The organism is Variovorax sp. 01T432 (genome assembly GCF_056398605.1).
In genome coordinates, this window is record NZ_JBFTPS010000027.1 from 1 (window position 1) to 24,002 (window position 24,002).

The 24,002-nt window shown below is 69.8% G+C and carries 23 protein-coding genes; 3 read left to right on the plus strand and 20 right to left on the minus strand.

The window, feature by feature from the left end; all coding sequences use genetic code 11:
• The 20 genes from AC1DNF_RS20175 to AC1DNF_RS20270 form a co-directional block, all read right to left on the minus strand.
• Window positions 1-195 (minus strand): universal stress protein (locus AC1DNF_RS20175; RefSeq protein ID WP_478150479.1); only part of this gene is annotated, 195 nt, incomplete at its 3' end.
• 78 nt (window positions 196-273) lie between these two features.
• Complete coding sequence (locus AC1DNF_RS20180; protein ID WP_478150391.1) at window positions 274-1,488, minus strand: efflux RND transporter periplasmic adaptor subunit; 1,215 nt, start codon at window positions 1,486-1,488, stop codon at window positions 274-276.
• 7 nt (window positions 1,489-1,495) lie between these two features.
• Complete coding sequence (locus tag AC1DNF_RS20185) at window positions 1,496-3,886, minus strand: ABC transporter permease (RefSeq protein ID WP_478150392.1); 2,391 nt, start codon at window positions 3,884-3,886, stop codon at window positions 1,496-1,498.
• 7 nt (window positions 3,887-3,893) lie between these two features.
• Entirely contained in the window at window positions 3,894-4,619 is a 726-nt protein-coding gene (locus AC1DNF_RS20190) for an ABC transporter ATP-binding protein (protein WP_478150393.1), read from the minus strand.
• Between the two features lie 43 nt (window positions 4,620-4,662).
• Complete coding sequence (ligD, locus tag AC1DNF_RS20195) at window positions 4,663-6,267, minus strand: non-homologous end-joining DNA ligase (protein WP_478150394.1); 1,605 nt, start codon at window positions 6,265-6,267, stop codon at window positions 4,663-4,665.
• Window positions 6,268-6,275: 8 nt separating this feature from the next.
• Complete coding sequence (gene ku / locus AC1DNF_RS20200) at window positions 6,276-7,187, minus strand: non-homologous end joining protein Ku (protein WP_478150395.1); 912 nt, start codon at window positions 7,185-7,187, stop codon at window positions 6,276-6,278.
• A gap of 153 nt (window positions 7,188-7,340) precedes the next feature.
• Window positions 7,341-9,386 carry a phenylacetic acid degradation bifunctional protein PaaZ gene (gene paaZ, locus AC1DNF_RS20205; RefSeq protein ID WP_478150396.1) on the minus strand — a complete coding sequence of 682 codons (2,046 nt, stop codon included), beginning with the start codon at window positions 9,384-9,386 and terminating at the stop codon, window positions 7,341-7,343.
• On the minus strand, window positions 9,383-10,144 hold the full coding sequence (locus AC1DNF_RS20210; RefSeq protein WP_478150397.1) for an ABC transporter ATP-binding protein: 762 nt from the start codon (window positions 10,142-10,144) through the stop codon (window positions 9,383-9,385). The genes paaZ and AC1DNF_RS20210 overlap by 4 nt, the downstream gene beginning before the upstream one ends.
• Window positions 10,141-11,970 carry a branched-chain amino acid ABC transporter ATP-binding protein/permease gene (locus AC1DNF_RS20215; RefSeq protein ID WP_478150398.1) on the minus strand — a complete coding sequence of 610 codons (1,830 nt, stop codon included), beginning with the start codon at window positions 11,968-11,970 and terminating at the stop codon, window positions 10,141-10,143. The genes AC1DNF_RS20210 and AC1DNF_RS20215 overlap by 4 nt, the downstream gene beginning before the upstream one ends.
• Entirely contained in the window at window positions 11,967-12,995 is a 1,029-nt protein-coding gene (locus AC1DNF_RS20220; protein WP_478150399.1) for a branched-chain amino acid ABC transporter permease, read from the minus strand. Before AC1DNF_RS20220 ends, AC1DNF_RS20215 begins: the two co-directional genes overlap by 4 nt.
• 192 nt (window positions 12,996-13,187) lie before the next feature.
• Window positions 13,188-14,333 (minus strand): ABC transporter substrate-binding protein, encoded by a 1,146-nt coding sequence (locus AC1DNF_RS20225; protein WP_478150400.1) that lies wholly within the window; start codon window positions 14,331-14,333, stop codon window positions 13,188-13,190.
• A 64-nt stretch (window positions 14,334-14,397) separates the two neighbouring features.
• The gene (locus AC1DNF_RS20230; RefSeq protein ID WP_478150401.1) at window positions 14,398-15,021 is read right to left on the minus strand and encodes a TetR/AcrR family transcriptional regulator; all 624 of its coding nucleotides are present in this window, start codon (window positions 15,019-15,021) and stop codon (window positions 14,398-14,400) included.
• Between the two features lie 19 nt (window positions 15,022-15,040).
• Window positions 15,041-16,126, minus strand: a complete 1,086-nt coding sequence (paaE, locus tag AC1DNF_RS20235; RefSeq protein WP_478150402.1) for a 1,2-phenylacetyl-CoA epoxidase subunit PaaE — start codon at window positions 16,124-16,126, stop codon at window positions 15,041-15,043.
• Window positions 16,127-16,137: 11 nt separating this feature from the next.
• Entirely contained in the window at window positions 16,138-16,659 is a 522-nt protein-coding gene (paaD, locus tag AC1DNF_RS20240) for a 1,2-phenylacetyl-CoA epoxidase subunit PaaD (RefSeq protein WP_478150403.1), read from the minus strand.
• Complete coding sequence (gene paaC / locus AC1DNF_RS20245) at window positions 16,656-17,429, minus strand: 1,2-phenylacetyl-CoA epoxidase subunit PaaC (RefSeq protein ID WP_478150404.1); 774 nt, start codon at window positions 17,427-17,429, stop codon at window positions 16,656-16,658. The genes paaD and paaC overlap by 4 nt, the downstream gene beginning before the upstream one ends.
• Window positions 17,430-17,436: 7 nt before the next feature.
• Window positions 17,437-17,757: a 1,2-phenylacetyl-CoA epoxidase subunit PaaB gene (gene paaB, locus AC1DNF_RS20250; RefSeq protein WP_478150405.1), complete on the minus strand. Its 321-nt coding sequence runs from the start codon at window positions 17,755-17,757 to the stop codon at window positions 17,437-17,439.
• Between the two features lie 25 nt (window positions 17,758-17,782).
• Window positions 17,783-18,790: a 1,2-phenylacetyl-CoA epoxidase subunit PaaA gene (gene paaA, locus AC1DNF_RS20255; RefSeq protein WP_478150406.1), complete on the minus strand. Its 1,008-nt coding sequence runs from the start codon at window positions 18,788-18,790 to the stop codon at window positions 17,783-17,785.
• Window positions 18,791-18,800: 10 nt separating this feature from the next.
• Complete coding sequence (paaK, locus tag AC1DNF_RS20260) at window positions 18,801-20,120, minus strand: phenylacetate--CoA ligase PaaK (RefSeq protein WP_478150407.1); 1,320 nt, start codon at window positions 20,118-20,120, stop codon at window positions 18,801-18,803.
• Between the two features lie 33 nt (window positions 20,121-20,153).
• Window positions 20,154-20,591 carry a hydroxyphenylacetyl-CoA thioesterase PaaI gene (gene paaI / locus AC1DNF_RS20265; protein WP_478150408.1) on the minus strand — a complete coding sequence of 146 codons (438 nt, stop codon included), beginning with the start codon at window positions 20,589-20,591 and terminating at the stop codon, window positions 20,154-20,156.
• A 20-nt stretch (window positions 20,592-20,611) separates the two neighbouring features.
• Window positions 20,612-21,412 carry an enoyl-CoA hydratase-related protein gene (locus tag AC1DNF_RS20270; RefSeq protein WP_478150409.1) on the minus strand — a complete coding sequence of 267 codons (801 nt, stop codon included), beginning with the start codon at window positions 21,410-21,412 and terminating at the stop codon, window positions 20,612-20,614.
• A gap of 164 nt (window positions 21,413-21,576) precedes the next feature.
• Between AC1DNF_RS20270 and AC1DNF_RS20275 the strand changes: the two genes are divergently transcribed.
• From AC1DNF_RS20275 to AC1DNF_RS20285, 3 genes are all read left to right on the plus strand, one after another.
• A complete protein-coding gene (locus AC1DNF_RS20275) occupies window positions 21,577-22,179 on the plus strand; it encodes a phenylacetic acid degradation protein PaaY (protein ID WP_478150410.1) in 603 nt (200 codons plus the stop codon).
• Window positions 22,180-22,236: 57 nt separating this feature from the next.
• A complete protein-coding gene (locus AC1DNF_RS20280) occupies window positions 22,237-22,476 on the plus strand; it encodes a helix-turn-helix domain-containing protein (protein WP_478150411.1) in 240 nt (79 codons plus the stop codon).
• A 163-nt stretch (window positions 22,477-22,639) separates the two neighbouring features.
• Complete coding sequence (locus AC1DNF_RS20285) at window positions 22,640-23,992, plus strand: DUF6765 family protein (protein ID WP_478150412.1); 1,353 nt, start codon at window positions 22,640-22,642, stop codon at window positions 23,990-23,992.
• Window positions 23,993-24,002: the final 10 nt, after the last annotated feature.

Consider the following 24,002-nt stretch of genomic DNA (forward strand, 5'->3'; position numbering starts at 1 on the left):
CTTGGCATGGCGCAGGCCGGTATCGTCATGGACGCTGATCAGCGTGATCTTGTTCGACGCGGTGCGCAGCAGATGCGCGAGCCGCGCGGCGTACTTGACGGCGCGGAGGGAATACTTGGACCCATCGGTAGCGACAAGGATCTTCATGGCTGGAGCCTGCGGTTGTTGTTGGTCCGGCGAGTGTATGGCGGACATGAAAGCCCCCGCGGCGGCGCGCGGCAAGCCGCTTGATCCTGGTCAAGCCCCGGCGCCGCCGGGCGCCCGCCGCGGGCATCAGCCCTGTTGCACCAGCGGCGCACTGCGCGTCTTCACGCGAGCGCCGTCGCGCAGCGCCGCCGGCGGATAGACGATCACCTCGGCACCCGCCTTGACGCCGCCCAGCAGCCAGGCCTCCACCCCATTGCGCCCGCCGAGTTCCACCGGCACCAGCCGCGCCCGGCCTTGCGCGACGACGAAGACGGCCATGCCTTCCCCGGGCAGGGGAAACACCGCGCTGACCGGCACCCGCAACACCGAGGGCTGCGCCACCGTCACGATGCGCACGCCGACGCGGTAGCCGTCCCCCAGCGCCTGCCAGGACGCCGCCGGGCTCGTGATGTCGATCAGCACGTTGACGCGCTGTTCCTCGATGCCCAGGGCCGAGACCTTGGTGAACGCGGCGGGCTCGATCAGCCGCACCCGGCCTTCGAGCGTGCCCGGCGCGCCCCAGCGTTCGATGCGCACCGGCGCGCCCACCCGCGCCTGCACGGCATCGGTCGTCAGCAGCTCGGTGACGATCTCCAGCCGCGAGATGTCCCCGACCTCCAGCACCGGCGTCCCCAGGGCCACCGTGGTCTCGCTGGGCTGCGCCACCTTGAGCACACGTCCCGCGACCGGCGAGCGCAGCGCGAAGCTGGCGGCCTGCCCGGGTGGCGCACGGGCCGCCAGGAGCGCGGCGCGAGCCGTCTCCAGCTCGTGCTGCGCGACATGCCGGGTCTGCTGCGCGGCATCGAGGTCCTTCTGCGCGGCCTGCACCGAAAGCCGGTCGGTCTCCGCCTTGGCCGGCGCGATGAAGTTCTCGCGCGCCAGCAGCTCGGTGCGACGCAGCTCGGCGCGTGCCTGGTCCAGCCCCACGCGCGCGCGCTGGATGCCCGCATCCGAGCGCTGCACGGCGGCCTCTGCGGCGTCCACGCGGGCGGCCTGCTCCCGCTGGCTGCGCTCGTCCAGCATGGGGGAGAGCACGGGCGTCAGCATCGCGACGATGTCGCCGGCCGCCACTGCATCGCCTTCGCGCAGGCTGATCCGCGCCAACCGCCCGGCCAGCGGCGCCGTGATGACATAGCGGTCCCGCAGCCGCGTGCGGGCGTCCTCCACGATGGCCTGCTCATAGGGCCCGACCGCGGCCGGCGCCACCTCGACGGCGATGGGGCGCGGCGCGAAGGCCCAGGCCAACAGGCCCGCCAGCAGCACAGCCGCGCCCGCCATCGTCACCAGCGTCTTGCGTTTCATGTCGCGCTCACTCCCTCGTCTTCAGTGCGGACACCATGTCGAGCCGGTCGATGCGGCGTCGCACGACCAGCGCGCTCGCGACCGCCGCAGCCAGTACCGCCAGCGCCGCCAGCGCATAGGTGCGCGGAAGAATCACGACCGGAAAGAAGAACTGGTCCGATTTGAGCAGGTTCGCGATGACATGGACCAGCCCGTATCCGCCGAACATGCCCAGCGGCAAGGCCACGGCGATGCCGAGGGCGAGCTCGCCCAGCAGCAGCGCCGAGACCTCCGCGCGCGTGAAGCCCAGCACGCGCAGGCTCGCCAGCTCCCAGGCGCGCTCCGCGAGCGCGATGCGCACGTTGTTGTAGACGACACCGACCGCGATGACGACAGCGAACAGGGTCAGGACCGTGCTCATGATGAGGATGTTGCGCGCCGTCAGCTCCTGCATGTTGCGCAGCATCGTCGCCTTGCTGAATGCCCCGGCCGCGCGGGGCAGGCCCCGCGTGGCCTGGAGGAAGCGCGCTTCGCTGCCGCGCTCGAGCGCCAGCAGGAAGCCCGTCGCCACATCGCCCTCGCCCAGCGCGCGGTTGAGCGCGGCGCGGTTCATGTAGGCGTTGAGGCCCATCATCTCGCGCACGGTGGCATCCACGCGCAGCGTGAGCTCGCCGCGCCGCCCCTCCTGCACCTCGACGCGCACCGCATCGCCCACCCGCAGCCCGAGCTTGTCGGCCAGGCGGTCGGTCAGCACGACGCCATCGCCGAAGGGCAGGGTCTGCCGGCCCTCGACGTCGATGATGCGCAGAAGCTCGCTGCGCATCGGCCCGCCGCGGATCATCACGCGCTGGCGCCGTTGGGCGTTGACCAGCGTCACCTGCACGTCGCGCAGCGACTCGTGGGCCAGCACGCCCGGCAGCCGCGCCAGCTGCAGCGCGATGGCGCCGTCGGCCGGATCGCTCAGCCACACCGACACATCGCTGCGCATCGAGAGCACGAAGGTGCTGTCGACGATCACCTCGATGGCATCGCGGAAGAAGTTTCCCATCACGACGATCGCCACCGCCGCCGCGATGCCCCCGATCGACAGGCCGGTGCGCAAGGGCCGGCGCTCCATGTTGCGAAGGATCATCCGCAGGGCGGGGCTCAGGCGCGTGAAGCCCAGGCGCTCGGCGAGGGTGCGGCGAAAGCGCCCGGGCGCGGGCGGCCGCATCGCCTCGGCCGGCGTCAGCCGGACGGTCGCGAGGATGGCCGACAGCGTGCCGAGGACGCCCGCGCCCAGCGTCAGCCCCGCGGCCAGCAGCACCAGCGCCGGATCCATGCGATGTTCGAAGTGCGCGAAATGGAAAGTCTCGGCATAGAGACCGACGAATCCGGCCCCCAGCCGGTCGCCCAGCGCCACGCCGAGCGCGATGCCGAGCGCAACGATCGCCAGCACCAGCTTCAGGTAGTGCGCCGCGATCGCCTGGTTGGCGTAGCCGAGCGCCTTCAGCGCCGCGATCTGCTCGCGCTGCGTGGCAACCAGCCGCGAGATCACCACGTTCAGCAGGAAGGCCGCCACCCCGAGGAAGATCGACGGCAGCACCGTGCCGAGCACGCGCTGTTCCTTGATCTCGTTGTCGAGCGTGGCGTGCGAAGTCTGGTCGACGCGGCCCCGGGGGGTGGCGCCGCCGTAGCGCGCCAGCGGCAGCGCCAGCCGATCGATCACCTCCGCCTCGGACACCCGGCGCGAAGCTTCCGGGGCCAGCCGGACGGCCAGCGTGTTGAAGGCGCCATCCATGTCGTAGGCCGCGGCGAGCGCCGCCTGGTCCACCCAGAAGATCCCGAATGCGCGTTGGTCCGGCATGCCCCAGAGCCCGGCGAAGACGAATTCCGGAGACACGGCGATGCCGACGATGCGCAGGCGTCGCTGCCGGCCGTTGACCAGGGCGCCGACCGAGTCGCCGGGATGCAGGCCGCGTGCGCGCGCGAAGCCTTTGGACACCAGGGCGTCGATGGTGTCCCGCACGGGCTCGTCGATCGCTGTCTGGTCGAACAGGCCGCGGCCGGCGTCGATGGCGACCTGGTTCAGGCGCGGCGGCTGCAGCCGGTCGACCCCGATCAGCTGGCCCAGCACGGGATCGCCGCTGCCGGCGATCTCGATGCGCACCACCTCCTCGATCGTCGGCTGCACATCGGCCACGCCCGTCACGCCGCGCAGTTGCTCGACCAGCGCCAGCGGCGCGCGCTTGACGGTGGCGAAGACGTCCGCGAAACGCCCCTCGGTGTAGAAGGTGTCGCGCGCCGCGACCAGCGAATCCACGGCCGAGAGGCTGGTCAGAAAGCCACCGACACCGCTGGCCACCACCAGCGCGATAGTGAGCGCCTGGCTCCACATCGCGCGCAGGTCGCGCAGCAGCTTGCGGTCGAGTGTTCTCATGGGCGGCTCACCAGGTGAGTTCCGTCGACGCCATGCGTCTCGCATTACGCTCGATGCGCTGGATCCTGCCGTCGGCGAGGTAGACGACGCGGTCGGCCATGCCGGCGATCGCCGCGTTGTGCGTGATCACCAGCGCGGTGGTGCCCAGTTCGCGGTTGATGCGCGCGATGACATCGAGCACCAGCTTGCCGGTGGCGTAGTCGAGCGCGCCGGTCGGTTCGTCGCACAGGAGCACCTGCGGACGCTTCACGATGGCGCGCGCGATCGCCACGCGCTGCTGCTCGCCCCCCGAGAGCTGCGACGGAAAGTGGTCGCGCCGCGCCGTCAGCGCCACCCGCTCCAGCGCCTCGTCGATGGACATGGGATGGGAGGCGATGTCGGTGACCAGCGCCACGTTCTCGTACGCCGTCAGGCTCGGTATGAGGTTGTAGAACTGGAACACGAAGCCGACATGGTCGCGCCGGTAGCGTGTCAGCGCATCGTCGCCGGCCCCCGTCAGCACATGGTCCAGGTAGCTCAGGCTGCCGGTCGTGGCCACCTCCAGGCCACCGAGGATGTTCAGGAGCGTCGACTTGCCGCTGCCCGAGGGCCCCAGCAGGACGACGAATTCGCCGGCCGCGATGTCGAGATCCACGTCGCGCAGGGCCACGACATCGACGTCGCCGGCGTGGTAGGTCTTGCCCAGGCCTCGGGCACGGAAGACGGGAGATGCGGGCGGCGATGGGACGGCCATGGTCGATGTTCCGCCGCGACGCGCCGGCGGCCCTTGACCTCGGTCAAGCGGCGGAGGTACGGGCCGTCTCGCGGCGGACCTGCCGGGCCGGCTTGTCCATGCGCAGCCCGCGGAACACGGAGTGGCGCACGCGGCCCTCGCGCGTCCACTCGCCGAAGGCCACCTCGCAGACCAGCACCGGCTTCACCCATTGCGCCTTCACGCCGGAGGGCCGGCTTTCGAAAGGGCACTTGTCCGATTGCTGCGCATCCAGCTTCGCCTTGACCTCGTCCAGGCGAGCGGCGTCGAAGCCCGTGCCGACGTTGCCGCAATACCGGAGGGCGCCTTCCGCGTCGTAGACGCCGAGCAGCAGCGAGCCGAAGCCCGAGCGCGAGCCCTTGGGCGCGGTGTAGCCGCCGATGACGAATTCCTGCCGCTGCTGGTTCTTGAGCTTGATCCAGTCCGGCGAGCGGCGCGACACGTAGCCCGAGCCCCTGCGCTTGCCGATGATTCCCTCGAAGCCCAACTGGGCCGACGACGCGAGCAGATCGCGCGGCGCGGCATCGAAGCTCTCGCTCAGCCGCAGGCCGGCGGGCGGCTTCCTGCCGAGCAGGCGCGCCAGCCGTTCGCGCCGCTCTTCCACCGGTGTCTCGCGCAGGTCGAAGCCATCGAGGAAGGGAACATCGAAAAGCCAATAGACGATGGAGGCCGTCGCGCCGCGATCGAAGGCGTTCTGCAGCGCCTGGAAATCCGGCGCACCCTGGGCGTTCATGACCACGATTTCGCCATCCAGCCAGGCCGAGCGCGTGGGGAGCCGGGCCAGCGCCTTCGCCAGGCCCGGCAGCTTGTCCGTCCAGTCGTTGCCGTTGCGGGTGAAGCACCGCACCTCGTCGCCGTCGACGCGGGTCAGCAGCCGATAGCCGTCGAACTTGAGCTCGTAGAGCCAGTCGTCCGGCGCGGCGGGCGGGCGCGCCACGAGCGTGGCGAGTTGCGGCGACAAGGTGGCGGGCAGCGCGGACCTCCTCGCCGGAGGGTCCTTCTTCGCCGGCGGGTCCTTCTTCGGAGGGGCCTTCTTTTCGGCGGGCTCGTCCATGTCGTCGACACCCCTTCCGCTGATCACGCTGTCCGGCTCGGCCGCGACGATGTCGTAGTCCGCCTGCGGCCGGGCCTCGTCGTCCCGCTCCTTGATCAGCAGCCAGGGCTCCTGCTTTTCCCCCTTGCCGCGCATGCGCACCAGCGTCCAGTGGCCGCGCAGCTTCTCGCCGCGCAGCTCGAACTTCAGCTTGCCGGCGGCGAGGCCCGCGCGCGGGTCGCCATCGGCTTCCCATTCGCCCCGGTCCCAGACGATCACCGCGCCCGCGCCGTACTGGCCGGAGGGAATGGTGCCCTCGAAGCCCGCGTACGCGATCGGATGGTCCTCGACCTGCACCGCCATCCGCTTGACCGTCGGGTCCAGCGACGGGCCCTTGGGCACCGCCCAGCTCTTGAGGGTGCCGTCGAGTTCGAGCCTGAAGTCGTAGTGGAGGTGGCTCGCGTGGTGCTTCTGGACGACGAAGGAGAGCGCGCCCCGGGCCGCCTTGCCGCCCGTGCGCGGCTCCGGGGTCTTCTTGAAATCGCGCTTGCCGTGGTAGGGCGCCAGGGCTTCGCGCGCGCTCGTTCGGCTCGCCATGCGCCGCCTCAGGCCGCCTTGCGGCGCGTCGCCGTCTTCGCCGGGGCGCGCTTGCGGGCCATGGACCTGGCGGGCGCCTTGGCGTCGGCCTTGCCGCCGCCCTTGCGCAGGCTGCGCTGAAGCAGTTCGGTGAGGTCGACGACCGTCGCGCCGCCCTTGTCGCCGCCGTCTTCCGCCGACTCGGGCTGCGTCACCTCCTCGGTCTGGCCTGCTTCCACCTTCTGGTCCACCAGCTTCATGATCTGGTCCTTGAACGAGTCCTTGAATTCGTCGGGATTCCAGTCCGAACTCATGTCGTCGACCAGCTGGCTGGCCATCTTGAGTTCGCGCTCGCTCAGGCCGGCCTGCCTTGCGCTCCCGGAGGGCAGCGGAAGGTCCTTCCATGGCCGGATGTCGGCGCCCCAGCGCAGCAGGTTCAGCACCAGCCCCGCCCCGCTCGGTACCAGCACCGCGAGGTGCTGCCGGGTCTGGATGACGACCCGCGCCACGCCCACGCGGCCGCTGCGCTGCAGCGTCTCGCGCAGCAGCGCGTAGACCTTGCCGCCGCGGTGGATCGGCGCCACGTAGTACGGCCGCTCCAGGTAGATGAAGGGAATGGCGTCGGCCGGCACGAAGGTCTCGATCTCGATGGTCTGCGTGGTCTTGGGGTAGGCGGCCGAGATTTCATCGTCGCTCAGCACCACGTAGTGGCCGTCCTCGTAGGCGATGCCCTTGACGATCTGTTCGCGCGCGATTTCCTTGCCGGTCTTCTTGTTGATGCGCTTGTAGCCTACCGGGTCCATGGTGCGCTTGTCGAGCCAATCGAAGTCGATGCCGTGATCGACGGTCGCGGCATAAAGCGCCACCGGGATGTGGACGAGACCGAAGCTGACGGCCCCTTTCCACAGGATGCGCGGGGCGGGGGTTTTGGATGTGGACATGGCGAGCCTCCGTCGAGCGACGGTAGCGGGGGACCCATGAGCGCCTTGTAGGAACGCGGCGGCGAGCCGCGTCAGGACGCGCCATGCCGGCGAGGCACGCGCCCCGCCTGCAAGGTCCGGGTTCCCCCTTGGAGGAAGACCCCGGGCGCCGCCTCAGCCGCGCTTGGCCACCAGCGTCAGGATGTCGTAGCTCGCCACGAGATCCCCGTCCTGGTTCGTCACCTCGACGTCCCACGCGACGACGCCCTGACCCACGCCGTTGGCGTCCTTCTTCTGCCGGTCGATCTTGCGCTTGCAGGTGAGGCGCGCGCGGATGGTGTCGCCGATGCCCACCGGCTTGATGAAGCGCAGCGTATCCAGGCCATAGTTGGCGAGCACCGGTCCGGGCGCGGGCGAAACGAAGAGGCCCGCCGCCGCCGACAGCACGAAATAGCCATGCGCGATGCGCTTGCCGAAGGGGCTCTCCCTGGCGGCGATCTCGTCGAAGTGCATGTAGAAGTAGTCGCCCGAGATGCCGCCGAAGGCCACGATGTCGGCCTCGCCCACCGTGCGCCGGTGCGTGAGCAGCGAGTCGCCGATGGCGAGGTCCTCGAAGTGCTTGCGGAAGGGATGCAGCGGCGACTCGTGCAGCGCGGCGCCGCGCACGTACTCGCCGGTCACCGCCGCGAGCATCGTCGGCGAGCCCTGCACCGCCGCGCGCTGCAGGTAGTGCTTGACGGCTCGCAGGCCACCCAGCTCTTCGCCTCCGCCCGCGCGGCCGGGGCCGCCGTGCTTGAGTTGCGGCAGCGGCGAGCCATGGCCGGTCGATTCGGCGGCGGCCTCGCGGTCGAGCACCAGCAGGCGGCCGTGATGGGCGGCTACGACGGGGATCACCCGCGCGGCCGTGGCGGGGTCGCGCGTGACCAGCGTGCCGACCAGGCTGCCGCGCCCGCGCGCGGCGAGCGCCATCGCCTCGTCCAGGCCGTCGTAGGCCATCAGCGTGCTCACCGGGCCGAAGGCCTCGACGTCGTGCACGGCGTGATCGTTCAGGGGGTCGCGCGACAGCAGCAGCGTGGGCGCGAAGAACGCGCCGCCGGCCACGCCTTCGCCCTGCGGCGAGAAGCCGTCGCGCTCGCCGTAGACCAGCTCCGCGCCCTCCATCAGCGTGCGCACGCGCGCGGCCACGTCGGCCTGCTGCGCATGCGATGCCAGCGCGCCCATGCGCACATCCTCGCGCGCCGGGTCGCCCACCACCATCTTCGCCAGGCGCGCGCGCAGCCTCTGCGCCACCGCGTCCACATGCTGGCGCGGCACGATCGCGCGGCGGATGGCCGTGCATTTCTGGCCGGACTTGACCGTCATCTCGCGCGCCACCTCCTTGACGAAGAGATCGAACTCCTCGTCGTCCGGCGACACGTCCGGCGCCAGGATCGCGCAGTTGAGCGAATCGGCCTCGGCATTGAAGGGGATCGACTGGCGCACGATGTTCGGGTGCACGCGCAGTTTCGCCGCCGTGTCGGCGGAGCCGGTGAAGGTCACGACGTCGGAGCCGTCGAGCCGGTCGAGCAGATCGCCGGTGCCGCCGATCACCAGCTGCAGGCTGCCCTCGGGCAGCAGGCCGGAGCGGTGCATCAGGCGCACCAGCGCCTCGGTCAGGTAGCTCGTGGAGGTGGCGGGCTTGCCGATGCAGGGCATGCCGGCGAGAAAGCTGGGCGCCCATTTCTCGAGCAGGCCCCAGACCGGGAAATTGAAGGCGTTGATGTGCACCGCCACGCCCCGGCGCGGCACCAGGATGTGCGTGCCGGCGAAGCCGCCCTTCTTGCCCAGCGGCATCGCCGGCCCCTCGTGCACGAGGTTGCCGGAGGGCAGCTCGTTGCCGCCGATGCCGGCATAGGCCGACAGCGTGCCGGCGCCGCCCTCGATGTCGATCCAGCTGTCGGCGCGCGTCGCGCCGGTGTGGGCCGAGACCGCGTAAAGCTCTTCCTTGTGCTCGGCGATGTACTTGGCGATGGCGCGCAGGCGCTGCGCGCGCTGCTGGAAATCCATCGCCAGCAGATGGGTCAGGCCGACGCCGCGCGCATGCGCGAGCGCTTCGCCGAAATCGATGGCTTCGGCATGTGTGCTCGCCACCGGGCGGCCGTTGACGGCGCTCAGCAGCACTTGCGCGCCCTGCTGGCCGAGCCAGCGGCCGCCGATGAAGCTCTGTAGGGTCTGGGTCATGTGATTTCTCCTGTGGGCACGGCGACGGCCGTGCGCTTGTTTCCAAGGCCGAGGTAGGTGTCGATGATTCGCCGGTCGTGCAGCAGCGCCTGGGCCTGGCCGGTCAGCGCGACGGCGCCGGTCTCCAGCACGTAGCCGCGGTCGGCCACCTGCAGGGCCGCGCGCGCGTTCTGCTCCACCAGCAGCACCGAGACGCCGTGCTGGCGCAATGAAGACACGACGTGCAGCACCTCGCGCACGATCAGCGGCGCGAGGCCGAGCGAGGGCTCGTCCAGCATCAGCAGGCGCGGTCGCGCCATCAGCGCGCGGCCGATGGCCAGCATCTGGCGCTCGCCGCCCGAGAGCGTGCTGGCGAGCTGCGCGCGCCGCTCCTTCAGGCGCGGAAAGATGGCGAAGACCTCGTCCATGCGCTCGCGCTGGTCGCGCCGGCCGGTGCGCCAGCGGTAGAAGCCGCCGAGCAGGAGGTTGTCTCCCACCGACATCTCGCCGAACAGCTCGCGCCGCTCGGGCACCAGCGCCACGCCGCGCGCGACCATGGCCTCGACGCTGGGCCGCGCGATGCGCTCGCCCGCGAGCGTGAGGCTGCCGCTGGACGGCAGCAGCCCCATGGCCGCGCACAGCAGCGTGGTCTTGCCGGCGCCGTTGGGGCCGATGACGGTGACGATCTCGCCCTCGTCCACGCGCAGCGCGACGCCGTGCACGGCCTCGACCGCGCCATAGGCGACGCTGAAGTCCTGGAGTTCGAACAAGGGGTTCATGCGGCCACCGCCAGCGCTTCGTCGTCGCTGCCGCCCAGGTAGGCATCCAGCACACGGGGGTTGCATTGCACCTGGGCCGGCGTGCCCTCGGCGATGACGGCGCCGAACTCCAGCACCGTGATGCGGTCGGCCAGGTTCATGACGAATTCCATGTCGTGTTCCACCACCAGGATGCCCAGGCCTTCGGCACGCAGCTGGGCGAGCAGGGCCGCGAGCGCCTGCTTCTCCAGGTGGCGCAGGCCGGCGGCGGGCTCGTCGAGCAGCAGCGCCGCCGGCTGGCCGGCGAGCGCGCGCGCAATCTCCACCACCCGCTGCTGGCCGAGCGCCAGCGATGCGGCCGGCGCGTCGGCATGCTCGCCGAGGCCGCAGCGCTCGATCTGGCGGCGGGCTTCGGCCAGCAGCGCCGCCTCCTCGGCGCGGTCGAGCCGCAGCATCGCCGCCAGCCAGCCGCGGTGCCCGCGCCGGTGCGCGCCGAGCGCCACGTTCTCCAGCACGCTGCGATTGCCGAGCAGGCGCACATGCTGGAAGGTGCGGCCCAGGCCGCGCGCCGCATAGTCGCGCGAGGGCTTGCCGTTCATCGTCTCGCCCATCAGGCGCACCTCGCCGGCACTCGGGTCGTCCACGCCGGAGATCATGTTGAAGAAGGTGCTCTTGCCGGCGCCGTTCGGGCCGATGAGCGCATGCACCTCGCCGGCCCTGAGCGTCATCTCGACCTCGTTGTTGGCGATCAGGCCGCCGAAGCGCTTGGTGACCTTGTCGGCTTCCAGCAGCAGCGCGCCGGCGGCGGGCATGGCGCGCCTGTCGAGCATCGCCGGGGTCTTCGATTCGCGAACCGGCTCCGGCCTGAGCACCCGCGAAGACCAACGCGCGAGCGTCGGCCACAGGCCCTCGGCGAAACGCTGCAGCACGAAGAGCATCAGCAGGCCGAAGACGATCACCTCGAAGTTGCCGCTGGCGCCCAGCAGCTGGGGCAGGATGTCCTGCAGCTGCTCCTTGACCAGCGTGATCAGCGTCGCGCCGAGCACCGCGCCCCACAGGTGCCCCGCGCCGCCCACCACCGCCATGAAGAGGTACTCGATGCCGATGTTGAGGTTGAAGGGCGTCGGGTTGACGAAGCGCTGCAGGTGCGCATAGAGCCAGCCCGACAGCGCCGCCAGCACCGCCGCGAGCACGAACACCTTCACGCGGTAGCCGGCCGTGTCGACGCCCATCGACTCGGCCATCACGCGCCCGGACTTGAGCGCGCGGATGGCACGGCCCTCGCGCGAATCGAGCAGGTTGTGCAGCGCCCACAGCACCAGCAGCAGGGCGCCCCAGATCACGGGCCCCAGCGCGCGCGGCGAAGCCAGCGAGAAGCCGGCGACGGTGAGCGCCGGCACGCCCGTGATGCCGGTCTGCCCGCCGAGGAAGTCGAGGTTGCCGAACAGGTAGTACAGGCTCAGGCCCCAGGCGATGGTGCACAGCGGCAGGTAGTGGCCCGAGAGCTTCAGCGTGATCGCGCCCAGCCCCCATGCGACGACGAAGGTGACCGCGAGCCCGAGCGCCAGCCCGAGCCACGGCAGCACGGCGGGCGGCACCGCGCCGCCCAGCGCAGCCGTTGCCGCGGGGGACGTGCAGACCCATGCCGTGGCATAGGCCCCGAGCGCGACGAAGGCGGCCTGGCCGAAGGAGGTCATGCCGCCGACGCCCGTGAGCATCACGAGCCCGGCCGCCACCAGCGAATAGAGGCCGATGTAGCAGAAGAGCGTGACGGTGAACTCGGGCAGCCATGCCCAGCACAGCGCCAGCGCCACGACGCACAGCAGTGTCAGGTGCCGCCGGGTCATTCCTCGTCCTCCACATGGCGGCTGCGCAGCGAACGCCACCACAGCACGGGGATGATCAGCGCGAACACCAGCACCTCCTTAAAGGCGCTGGCCCAGAAGGACGAGAAGGATTCCAGCTGCCCCACCAGCAGCGCGCCCAGCAGTGCCATCGGGTAGCTGGCCAGCCCGCCGACGATCGCGGCGACGAAGCCTTTCAGCCCGATGAGGAAGCCGGTGTCGTAATAGACGGTGGTCAGCGGCGCGATGAGCAGGCCCGACACGGCGCCGATCAGCGCGGCGAGCGCGAAGCTCAGGTCACCCGACAGGTCCGTGGGAATGCCCATCAGCCTTGCGCCGACACGGTTCATCGCCGTGGCGCGCAGCGCCTTGCCGACGATGGAGCGTTCGAAGAAGAGGAACATCAGTACCACTAGCGCGAGCGCGACGCCCACCACCACCAGCGACTGGCCGGTGATCGGCAGGCCGCCGAGATCGAAGCGCGCCTCGGAGAACGCGGGCGTGCGCGAACCCTCGGCGCCGAAGAAGAGAAGGCCGAGCCCGACCAGCACGCCATGCAGGGCGACGGACACGATCAGGAGCGTCAGCACGGTGGCGTTGGCCAGCGGCCGGTAGGCGAGCCGGTACAGCAGCGGACCGAGCGGCGTGATGATCAGCAGCGCGCTCACCGCCTGCGCCGAGAGCGAGCTCGAGCGAACGCCCAGCACCATCAGCGCGGCCAGCGCCGGGAAGGCGACGGTCCACACGAGCGTCGACATCCATTCCACCGTCGCGCCGCGCTTCCAGCGCCAGCCCTCGACCACCAGCGTGGCCACGGCGAGCGCCACCAGCAGCCACAGCGTCGCCGGCACGCGGCCGGCGTTGAGCGCGGCCATCGACAGCGCGCCGAAGGCCACCAGTTCGCCCTGCGGAATGAAGATCACCCGCGTGACGGAAAACACCAGCACCAGCGCCAGGGCCATCAGTCCGTAGACCGCGCCATTGACGATGCCGTCCTGCCCCAGCAACAGGGCAATCTGAAAATCCATGTCGATTCCAAGCAGGCCGCCACGCGGCCAAGGTTAAGACCTCACCCGTTCCACCCACCCCAGCTCCGCCCCCGCGCACGCCCTGATTCCAGAAACACCGCGGCCCGGCTCCGCCGGTCCGCCGGTGTTACCCCCTGACAGGGGGCAGGCGCAGCGACACGAAGTGCGCGAAGCCCGGGGGGCACCCAGTCTTTAGGGTTGGTATTTCCAGGCGCCGTTCTCGATCTTGACCATCACGCGCGCGCGCTGGTCGAGGCCCAGGTGGTCGGTGGGCGTCATGTTGAAGACACCGTGGGCGCCGGAGACGTCCTTCACCTGTTCGAGCGCATCGCGCAGGGCTGCGCGGAAGGCCGGCGTGCCGGGCTGCGCCTTCTTGAGCGCCACGGGCACGGCGGTCGCCATCAGCAGGCCCGCGTCCCATGCATGGCCGCCGAAGGTCGAGACCGAGCCTTTGCCCTGTGCTTCCTCATAGGCGGCGATATAGGTCAGCGCCGACTTCTTCACCGGGTTGCTGGCCGGCAACTGGTCCGCCACCAGCACCGGGCCGGCGGGCAGGAAAGTGCCTTCGACATCCTTGCCGCCGACGCGCAGGAAGTCGGCGTTGGCGACGCCGTGCGTCTGGTACATCTTGCCGGTGTAGCCGCGTTCCTTCAGGCTCTTCTGCGGCAGCGCCGCGGGCGTGCCGGAGCCGGCGACGAGCACCGCGTCCGGCTTGGCGGCCATGAGCTTCAGGGTCTGGCCGGTGACGGAGGTGTCGGCGCGGCCATAGCGTTCGTTGGCGACGATCTGCAGCTTCTTCAGCCCGGCCGCCTTGGTGAATTCCTCGTACCAGCCTTCGCCGTAGGCGTCGGAGAAGCCGATGAAGCCCACCGTCTTCACACCATGGGCGGCCATGTGCTCGGCGATGGCGAGCGACATCATGATGTCGTTCTGCGGCGTCTTGAAGACCCACTTCTTCTTCGCGTCCATGGGCTCGACAATGCGCGCCGAGGCGGCCATCGAGATCATCGGCGTCTGCGCTTCCGCGACGACGTCGATCATCGCCAGGGAGTTCGGCGTGACGGTCGAGCCCAGGATGATGTCGACCTTGTTCTCGGAGATCAGCTTGCGCGTGTTGCTCACCGCCGCGGTGGTGTCGCTCGCGTCGTCGAGCACGATGTAGTTGATCTTCTGCCCGGCGATGGTCTTGGGCATCAGCGCGATGGTGTTCTTCTCCGGAATGCCGAGCGAGGCGGCCGGGCCCGTGGCCGACACGGTCACGCCCACGTTGATGTCGGCCTGCGCGAGCGCCGATGCCAGCAGGGTCGCGATGAGGGCGACGGGTTTGAGGAATTTCATGCGTTGTCTCCGTTGTGGTTGCTTGGGTTGAAGGTTGAAGAAAGGGAAGATGTTCGCTCCGGACTCAGGCGTCGGCGGGCGCCACGCGCCGCGGCGGCCTGACGGCCGGCAGGCCGCCCAGGAACAGGTCGGCGACGACCGGCGCCATGCTCTCATAGGTCAGCTCGCCGTCGGACCGCATCCAGATGAACATCCAGTTGATCATGCCAAAGAGCAGCATGGTCAGCGGCTTGGCCAGCACTTCGCTGTCAAGGTCGGGGCGCAGCAGCGACACGACGCGCGCGAAGCCGGCGACGACCGTGCGCTCCTTGTCGAGCACGCGCTGGCGGTCTTCGGGCTCCAGGAACTTCACGTCTTCCGTCAGCACCCGGTGGGCGTGGCGCGCCCCGGCGTATTCCTCGACGAAGCGGCGGATCAGCTCGCGCAGGCGCTCCTCCGACGGGAGCCCCTGGGCCTCGACATCGGCCACCAGGTCTTCGAGCCGCGTGACGTGGTTCTCCGCGATGCTCACGAGCAGGCTGTACTTGTCGCGGTAGTAGTGATAAAGCGAGGCCTTGGAGAAGCCGCAGGCCTCGGCCACCTGGTTCATCGAGGTCGCGGGATAGCCCCGGTTGGCGAAGAGCAGCGCGGCGCGCTCGAGAATCATCTCGCGCTGGTCGTCGTATCCGGGGGAGCGTCCGCGGGCCATGGATTCCTTGGTTCTGGTGTCAGCGTTCGTCGAACGAGAGCACCACGCGCTCGGTGAGCGGATGGGCCTGGCAGGTCAGCACGAAACCGGCCGCCACTTCGTTCTTGTCGAGCGCGAAGTTTCGCTCCATCCGCACCTCGCCCTCCACGAGCTTGGCGCGGCAGGTGCCGCACACGCCCGAAGTGCAGGAGAAGGGCACTTCGAGCCCGGCCGCCGACGCGCAGTCGAGGATGCTGGGCTGGTCCTTGCGGTATTCGATCTCGCGCTGCAGGCCGTCGCGGATGATGACCACGCGCGAGACCTCGGCGTCGCCGGGGCGGGCCTCGTGGATCACCGCGCCCACCGGCGCGCCCTCGGGCGCGGCCACGCCGAAGCGCTCGATGTGGATGCGCTCCTCGGGCACCCCGGCGGCGAGCAGCGCGGCCTCGGCCTCGTCGTTCATCTGGAAGGGGCCGCAGATGTAGACCTGGTCGATGCCGGCCGCCGGCACCACGCTCGCGAGGAATTCGCCGAGCTTGGCGCGGCTCATGCGGCCCATGTTCAGCGGCGCGTCGGTCGGCTCGCCGGAGAACACGTGGTGCAGCACCAGGCGCGTCATGTAGCGGTTCTTCAGGTCTTCGAGTTCTTCCTTGAACATCGTCGACTGGAGCTTGCGGTTGCCGTAAATGAGCGTGAAGCGCGAGTGCGGCTCGCGCGCCAGCACGGTCTTCATGATCGAGAGGATCGGCGTGATGCCGCTGCCGCCGACGATGCCCACGTGGTGGCGATGCGAGGCCGGCTCGATCGGCACGAAGAAGCGGCCCTGCGGCGCCATCACGTTGATGGTGTCGCCGGGCTTGAGCTGGGCATTGATCCAGTTGGAGAAAGTGCCGCCCTGGACCTTGCGCACGCCCACGCGCAGCTCGCCGTCGTCGACGCCGGCGCAGATCGAATAGGAGCGGCGCAGGTCCTGGCCGTCGATGTCCTTGCGCAGCGTGAGGTACTGGCCCTGGGTGAAGCCGAAGACATCGCGCAGCTCCGGGGGGACGTCGAAGGAGACGATGACGGCTTCCTCGGTGTCCGGCTCGACGGCGCGCACGCGCAGGGGGTGGAAGGTGATGCTCATGGTGACGGGTCTCAGATCGGCTTGAAGTGCTCGAAGGGTTCGCGGCAGGACACGCAGCGGTACATCGACTTGCAGGCCGTGGAGCCGAAGGCCGACAGGCGCTCCGTGTTCGTGCTGCCGCAGCGCGGGCAGGCAACGGCGTCGGCCTTGCGCCCGAAGATGCGGATGGGCGAGACGCCCTCGGGCAAGGCCGGTCCGGGCGGCGCGATGCCGTATTCGGACAGCTTGCGCCGGCCGTCGGCGCTGATCCAGTCGGTGGTCCAGGCGGGTGCGCGCCGCAGCGTGACATGGGCCGGGCCGAGGCCGGCCCTGGCGATGGCTTCGAGCACGTCGTGCTCGATCACCTCGGTGGCGGGGCAGCCGGAGTAGGTCGGCGTCAGCACCACTTCGAGCGCGTCGCCGTGCTCGACCACGTCGCGCACGATGCCCAGGTCACGCACCGAGAGCGCGGGCACTTCGGGGTCGAGCACGGTGCCGAGCACTTCCCACGCGCGCTCGCAGCGCGTGCCCGCCGGCGCGGCGGCGGCGTTCACCAGGCGCCTCCGGGGAAGGAGCGCTGGAGATATTGCATCTCGGCCAGGATGAAGCCCATGTGCTCGCTGTGCACGCCGTGCTTGCCGGTGCTGCGGAAGGCCGCTTCCTTCGGTTCGGCGAGCCTCGCCTCGGCGAGGATGGCGCGCATCTCGGCGAGCCAGGGCGCCTGCAGGTCGGCCCAGCGCGGGCCGAGGCCCTCGGCCTGCGCCGCGTCGTCCACCGCGTCGGACTCGAAGAGCTCCGGCACGTAGAGCCACAGCTCGCGCAGCGCCTTCTCGGTGCGCTGGCGCGATTCTTCCGTGCCGTCGCCCAGGCGCACGACCCAGTCGGCCGCGTGCTGCTGGTGGTAGCGCGACTCCTTGACCGCCTTGCCGGCGATGCCCGCGAGCTCGGCGTCGCCGGATTCGCGCAGCCGCTCCCACAGCAGCTTCATCAGCGTGGCGACCATCGCGTTGCGCACCACGGTGAAGGCGAAGTCGCCGCGCGGCAGTTCCACCAGCGTGAGGTTGCGGTAGTCCCGCTCGTCGCGCAGGTAGGCGAGCTGGTCTTCGTCGTGCCCCAGCCCTTCGACCTGGCCGGCGTGCGTGAGCACCGCGCGGGCCTGGCCGATGAGGTCGAGCGCCATGTTGGACATCGCGATGTCCTCTTCGAGGATGGGCGCGTGGCCGCACCATTCGGCGATGCGCTGGCCGAGGATCAGGCAGGTGTCGCCGATGCGCAGCAGGTACTGCACGCGCGCGCCGTGGTTGATTTCGATGGACGCTTGCATCACGTTCTCACATGTGGTCGACCGCGCCGGGGAGCCGGTAGAAGGTGGGATGGCGATAGACCTTGTCTTCCATCGGATCGAAGTACATCTCCTTGTCTGCCGGATCGCTGGCGACGATCTGGTCGGAGCGCACGACCCACACGCTGGTGCCTTCCTGGCGGCGCGTGTAGACATCGCGCGCCATCTGGATGGCCATCTTCGGATCGGCCGCGTGCAGGCTGCCGCAATGCTTGTGGTCGAGGCCGGACTTGCTGCGGACGAAGACTTCCCACAGCGGCCATTCGGCCGCGGTGGCGTTGACGGGATTGGAGGCGACGGGCGTGTTCATGAGTGTTCCTTGGACTGCGACTTCATCAGGCGGCGATGGGTACGGGGGCCGAAAGCCTGGCGGCATGGGCGAGCGCGGCTTCGCGCACCCAGGCGCCGTCCTCCCACGCCTTGACGCGGGCGCCGAGCCGTTCGCGGTTGCAGGGGCCGTCGCCGCCGACGACGCGCCAGAATTCGCGCCAGTCGATGGCGCCGTGGTCGTAGTGCTGGCGCGCCTCGTTCCACTTCAGCTCGGGGTCGGGCAGGGTCACGCCGAGCACCATGGCCTGGTCGACGGCGGCATCGATGAACTTGGCGCGCAGATCGTCGTTGGAGATGCGCTTGATGCCCCAGCGCATCGACTGCGCGGAGTTGGGCGACTGGTCATCGGGCGGGCCGAACATCATGATCGAGGGCCACCACCAGCGGTTGACGGCGTCCTGCACCATCGCCTTCTGCGCCTCGGTGCCGTGCTGCATCATGGTGAGCAAGGCCTCGAAGCCCTGGCGCTGGTGGAAGCTCTCCTCGCGGCAGATGCGGATCATGGCGCGCGCATAGGGCGCATAGGAACAGCGGCAGATGGGCACCTGGTTCATGATCGCCGCGCCGTCGACCAGCCAGCCGATGGTGCCCATGTCGGCCCAGGTGAGCGTCGGGTAGTTGAAGATCGAGCTGTACTTGGCGCGGCCCGTGTGCAGCGCGTCGAGCATCTGGTCGCGCGAGGTGCCCAGCGTCTCCGCCGCCGAGTAGAGGTAGAGCCCGTGGCCCGCCTCGTCCTGCACCTTCGCCAGCAGGATCGCCTTGCGCTTGAGCGTCGGCGCGCGGGTGATCCAGTTGCCTTCGGGCAGCATGCCGACGACCTCGGAGTGCGCGTGCTGGCTGATCTGGCGCACCAGCGTCTTGCGGTAGTGCTCGGGCATCCAGTCCTTGGCTTCGATGAAGTCGCCCTCGTCGATGCGGGCTTCGAAGCGTTCCTCCAGCCGCATTTCCTCGGCGGAGCGCACGGCCTTGCCGCCCTCCTCCTTGGGCTGGGTGTCCATTGCCTGGGTGTACATGGGGACTCCTTTACTTGGGGCGTTTGTCGATCACGCGCCGGGCCTTGCCCGTCAGCGTGCGTTCAATGGTGTCGGGGGTGAGCACCGCCACGCTGGTCGTGATGCCGACCAGCGTCTTGATGCGGTGTTGCAGCCAGGCCGCGATCTCGCCGATCTCGGCCGCGCTGGTGGAGGGCGCCGCCTGCGGCTGCAGCTCGCACTGCACGTGCACGCTGTCGAGCAGGCCGTCGCGGCTCACGTGGATCTGGTACTGGCCCGAGAGCTTGGCGTGCTGCAGGACGATCTCCTCGATCTGCGTGGGGAACACGTTGACGCCGCGGATGATCAGCATGTCGTCGGAGCGCCCGACGATCTTGCCCATGCGGCGGAAGGAGCGCGCGGTGGGCGGCAGCAGGCGCGTGAGGTCGCGCGTGCGGTAGCGGATGATGGGCAGCGCTTCCTTGCTGAGCGAGGTGAAGACCAGTTCGCCCTCGGCGCCGTCGGGCAGCACCTCGCCGGTCTCGGGGTCGATGATCTCGGGGTAGAAGTGGTCTTCCCACACCACCGGGCCATCCTTGGTCTCGATGCATTCGCTGGCCACCCCCGGGCCCATCACCTCGGACAGGCCGTAGATGTCGACCGCGTCGATGCCGGCCTTGCCCTCGATCTCGCGGCGCATGGCCTCGGTCCAGGGCTCGGCGCCGAAGATGCCGACCTTGAGCGATGTCTCGCGCGGGTCCAGCCCCTGGCGCACGAACTCCTCGACGATCACCTGCATGTAGCTGGGCGTGACCATGATGATGTCGGGCTTGAAGTCCTGGATCAGCTGCACCTGCTTCTCGGTCTGGCCGCCCGACATCGGGACCACGGTGCAGCCCGCGCGCTCGGCGCCGTAGTGGGCGCCCAGGCCGCCGGTGAAGAGGCCGTAGCCGTAGGCCACATGGACCATGTCCCCCGCCCGGCCGCCCGCCGCGCGGATCGAGCGCGCGACGAGGTCGGCCCAGGTGTCGATGTCCTTCTTCGTGTAGCCCACGACCGTCGGCTTGCCGGTGGTGCCGGAAGAGGCGTGGATGCGCGCCACCTGCGCGCGCGGCACGGCCAGCATGCCGAAGGGGTAGTTGTCGCGCAGGTCCTTCTTGCCGGTGAAGGGGAAGTTCGCGAGATCGCTCAGCTGCTGGAGGTCCGCGGGGTGCACGCCCTTGGCGTCGAAAGCCTGGCGGTAATGCGGCACGTTGTCGTAGGCATGCTGCAGCGACCAGCGCAGGCGCTGCAGCTGCAGGGCCTGGATCTCGTCGCGGCTCGCGCGTTCGATCGGCTCCAGGTCGCCGGGGGCGGGTTGTTTCACGGGCATGGGGTGGGTCTCCTTGGGCCTTGGTGTGTCAGGTCATTCGGCGACGGCCGGCTTGCCTTTGAGGGTGTAGGAGCGGCCGCGGAACACCGCGATGCGCTCCCCCTTCTGGTTGGTGATCTCGCTGTCGTAGACGCCGGTGCGGCCGGCCTTCGAGACCTCCACGCTGCGCGCGGTGAGCCGGTCGCCCAGGCGCGCCGGGGCGAGCAGGTCGATGGAGAAGCCGGAGGCGACCGTGAGCTCGTTGTACGAGTTGCAGGCGAAGGCGAAGGCCGTGTCGGCCAGCGCCGCGAGAAAGCCGCCGTGGCAGGTCTGGTGGCCGTTGAGCATGCTCTGGCGCACGGTCATGGTCGCGCTGGCGTGCCCGGGCGAGACCTCGGACACCTCGATGCCGAGGCCTTGGGTGGCGTGGTCGACCGCGTACATGCGGTCGCGGACGAACTCGGCGGTTTGCTGGGGGCTGCGTGGGGTCATGTCGGCGGGGCGATCGGGTTTCAGCGGTCGGTGAAGACGGGCGGGCGCTTGGCGGAGAAGGCGGCGACGCCTTCGAGGTAGTCGTGTGCGCGGCCCAGGCCGGCCTGGACGGTCGCTTCTTCGTCGAGCGCCTGGTCGAGCGTGAAGTGCTGGGCGCGGTCGATGGCACGGCGCGTGGCGGCCAGCGCCTTCACGGGCATCGCCGACAGGCGCTCGGCGAGCTTGCGGGTCTCCTCGGTCAGCGCGGCGTCTTCCACGCATCGCCAGATCAGGCCCATGCGCTCGGCCTCCGCGGCGCTCAGCTTGTCACCCAGCATGGCCAGGCCCAGGCCGCGCGCGCGGCCGACCAGGCGCGGCAGCAGCCAGGTGCCGCCGGTGTCGGGGACGAGGCCGATCTTCGCGAAAGCCTGGATGAAGCTGGCCGACTGGGCGGCCAACACGAAGTCGCAATTCAGCGCGAGGTTGGCGCCCGCTCCGGCGGCAACCCCGTTGACGGCTGCGATCACCGGCACGGGCATCGACTTCAAGCGCTGAACCAGCGGCTTGTAGAACTGGGTGATGGCGCGGCTCAGGTCCTTGGGCGGCTCGCCGGCCGGCGAGGGCGCGACCATCGGGTCGGCCAGATCCTGCCCGGCGCAGAAGCCGCGGCCGGCGCCCGTCAGCACCAGACAGCGGACCTCGCTGTTGGCGCAGGCCGCGTCGAGCGCGGTGAGCAGCTCCGTGTGCATGGCGCCGGTGAAGCTGTTGAGGGCGGCGGGACGGTTCAGCGTGAGCGTCAGAACCGGGCCTTCTTGCGAGGCGAGGACGAGTGCGTCGGACAAGGCTTTGTCTCCAGGATGGGCGGGGGTGGCGACCGGATCGAGTGTCATGCATTGTTGACCGACCGGTCGGTTAATCATAGGATCAGCGGTTGCCCGACGCAAGTCGGAACTGGCGCGGGTAAACCCGCACCCCTTCCCTCCCCACCCGACACAAGGAGCCTGCCTTGCCCTGTTATTCGATCGAAGGCGTGGTGCCGGTCATCGACCCGAGCGCCTACGTGCATCCCACGGCCGTGCTGATCGGCGACGTGATCGTCGGCCCCGAGTGCTATGTCGGCCCATGCGCGGTGCTGCGCGGCGACTTCGGGCGCATCGTGCTGGAGCGCGGCTCCAACCTGCAGGACACCTGCGTGGTCCACGGCTTTCCGGCGCAGGACACGGTGGTCGAAGAGAACGGCCACATCGGCCACGGCGCGGTGCTGCACAGCTGCCGCGTGCGGCGCGATGCGCTGGTGGGGATGAACGCGGTGATCATGGACGAGGCCGAGGTCGGCGAAGCGGCCATCGTCGCGGCCTGCGCCTTCGTGCCGGCGGGCAAGAAGATCCCCGCGCGCTCGCTGGCCGCGGGCATTCCGGCGAAGGTGCTGCGCGAATTGAGCGAGCAGGAAGTGGCGTGGAAGCGCGAAGGCACCCTGACCTACCAGGACCTCACGCGCCGCAGCCTGGCGACGATGAAGGAAGTCGAGGCGCTGCCGGCGGTGGAGGCGCACCGGCCGCGGGTGCAGGCGCCGGATGTGCGGCCGTTGATTGCGACCCGGCGCGGATGAACCGACGTTCTTCGTAGAGCGGGATCAGCGCCACGCTGCGAACATCGAGGCATGGTCTTGATTGCTGGAAGAGAAGGACTGGCGCATCAACCCGCGCGGCAGGTGCTGGCCAGACAACTCCGCGCGCAGCGCGGCGCTCGCGGGATTTCACAGGAACAACTCGCCGACGTGGCGGGCTTGGACCGGTCGTATGTCGGCTCCGTCGAACGCGCGGAGCGCAACGTGTCGCTCGACAACATCGAGCGGCTGGCCACAGCGCTGGCGCTCGAGATCGCGGCCTTGCTCGTGCCCGTTTGATCGACGCTCCTGCTCCCTTGACCCGGTCAAGCCGCCTTTGAACAACGGGGCTTGCCGCAAGACCTGCGCCTGGGCGGAGCCCGCGTGCTCACCCTGCACCCATCGACGTGACTTCTCCCCCAGAATGCCGGAGCATGCTCTTCGGGCGCTCTGGGGGATATCGATGAGATGGGTTTGCACCGCCGCGTTGACGGCCTCGCTCCTGACGGCATTGCCCGCCGGCGCCTACGAGGACGACGTGCACTTCGGCCTGACGCTCTGGCTGGCGCTGAAGGCCGGCTTCTCGCGCGACGATGCTCAGTCGCTCGCGGCGGCGGATGTCCGCTACGACCACCGCGCCACGAGCGCGATCGACATGGTCAAGAGCTACGCCTGCTTCAGTCGCGACGAGGAGATGTCGCGCATCGTCAAGAAGATTCACTTCCCGAGCGACGGCCCCGTGCCGGGCCCGCCCACGGCCCGCGCGGTCCCGCCGGGCGGGCCGGAGGCCTATCGGGTCGTGAAGGATCGCATCGAGCGCCCCGCCGGGTCGGCCGCAGACAACCTCATCGAATTCGGCCTGGGGCTCCACCCGCTGCAGGATTCATGGTCGCACCAGGGCGTGCCGGATTCCCCGCTGCAGCCGTCGAAGGCCTGCGATCCGATGCTGTCGTGGGGCCACCCGGCGGCGCGCGGAGGTTGGAAAAAGCACGATGCGGACCTCACACCGAGCTACCCCGCCGACGCCATGGCGATGGCCGGCGCCACCTACGAAACGCTGTGCAGCTACCGCCAGAAGCTGCAGAAGAGCGCATGCGCCATGGGGTTCGACAAGCTTCGAAAGGACGTGGGCGACTTCGCGGCCGCGAGAACCAAGACGGACAAGGCGCAATGGTTCAAGGCGCAAGGCATCGAGGACACCGCGTTTCTCGACGAGATCGATCTGCCGGATGGACCAGGCTACCAGTCGCGCTACGAACCCATCGACTACGAATCGGCGTCCTTGAATCCCTTGCCCGCGAGCCGGCTGGCGGCCCTGCCGCGCGGCTTCGAAGCAGGCTTCATGCGGGACTTCTTCACCGCCTGGATGACCGAGAAGGATCTCGGCCTGGTGGTCCGAAGGTGGGTCGCCGACCGAGGCTACCGTGACTTCCCGGGCCAGGGCGAGGCACGCGCCGTCGACCCTCAGGTGCTGGAGGCCCAGTTGCGCTTCTGGCGCGTCCGCGACCACGGAGCGCTCGCCGCCCTGCCCCTGGCCTGGACGCACGACCTCACCCGGCTCACCCGGGGCCAGGTCGCCGACATCCCGCCCCTGCAGCGCGCGGACCCCTACCCTTCGCTGGAGGCCGCGCTGCTGCCCCTCGACCCCACGGGCCTGCCGATATGGAGCCAGTCCTTCGCGCAGCCGGACGGACGCAAGTCCATCATCGGTGTCGCCCGGGTGCGCCATGCCGCGCACGACCTGATCCTGGTCGTGGCGGATCTGGTCGAGGGCACATACAAGGTGATCAGCATCGCCAGCGTCATCGACCAGTGAGCAAGGCGGC

Bases quoted from the DNA above. Each gene is read 5' to 3' on its own strand.
- paaZ (WP_478150396.1), bottom strand. From the start codon at position 9,386: ATGACCCAGACCCTACAGAGCTTCATCGGCGGCCGCTGGCTCGGCCAG.
- paaK (WP_478150407.1), bottom strand. From the start codon at position 20,120: ATGCCCGTGAAACAACCCGCCCCCGGCGACCTGGAGCCGATCGAACGC.
- paaI (WP_478150408.1), bottom strand. From the start codon at position 20,591: ATGACCCCACGCAGCCCCCAGCAAACCGCCGAGTTCGTCCGCGACCGC.
- AC1DNF_RS20285 (WP_478150412.1), top strand. From the start codon at position 22,640: ATGAGATGGGTTTGCACCGCCGCGTTGACGGCCTCGCTCCTGACGGCA.
- AC1DNF_RS20185 (WP_478150392.1), bottom strand. From the start codon at position 3,886: ATGAGAACACTCGACCGCAAGCTGCTGCGCGACCTGCGCGCGATGTGG.
- paaE (WP_478150402.1), bottom strand. From the start codon at position 16,126: ATGAGCATCACCTTCCACCCCCTGCGCGTGCGCGCCGTCGAGCCGGAC.
- AC1DNF_RS20215 (WP_478150398.1), bottom strand. From the start codon at position 11,970: ATGACCCGGCGGCACCTGACACTGCTGTGCGTCGTGGCGCTGGCGCTG.
- ku (WP_478150395.1), bottom strand. From the start codon at position 7,187: ATGTCCACATCCAAAACCCCCGCCCCGCGCATCCTGTGGAAAGGGGCC.
- AC1DNF_RS20230 (WP_478150401.1), bottom strand. From the start codon at position 15,021: ATGGCCCGCGGACGCTCCCCCGGATACGACGACCAGCGCGAGATGATT.
- ligD (WP_478150394.1), bottom strand. From the start codon at position 6,267: ATGGCGAGCCGAACGAGCGCGCGCGAAGCCCTGGCGCCCTACCACGGC.
- paaC (WP_478150404.1), bottom strand. From the start codon at position 17,429: ATGCAAGCGTCCATCGAAATCAACCACGGCGCGCGCGTGCAGTACCTG.
- AC1DNF_RS20225 (WP_478150400.1), bottom strand. From the start codon at position 14,333: ATGAAATTCCTCAAACCCGTCGCCCTCATCGCGACCCTGCTGGCATCG.
- paaB (WP_478150405.1), bottom strand. From the start codon at position 17,757: ATGAACACGCCCGTCGCCTCCAATCCCGTCAACGCCACCGCGGCCGAA.
- AC1DNF_RS20210 (WP_478150397.1), bottom strand. From the start codon at position 10,144: ATGAACCCCTTGTTCGAACTCCAGGACTTCAGCGTCGCCTATGGCGCG.
- AC1DNF_RS20180 (WP_478150391.1), bottom strand. From the start codon at position 1,488: ATGAAACGCAAGACGCTGGTGACGATGGCGGGCGCGGCTGTGCTGCTG.
- AC1DNF_RS20220 (WP_478150399.1), bottom strand. From the start codon at position 12,995: ATGGATTTTCAGATTGCCCTGTTGCTGGGGCAGGACGGCATCGTCAAT.
- AC1DNF_RS20190 (WP_478150393.1), bottom strand. From the start codon at position 4,619: ATGGCCGTCCCATCGCCGCCCGCATCTCCCGTCTTCCGTGCCCGAGGC.
- paaA (WP_478150406.1), bottom strand. From the start codon at position 18,790: ATGTACACCCAGGCAATGGACACCCAGCCCAAGGAGGAGGGCGGCAAG.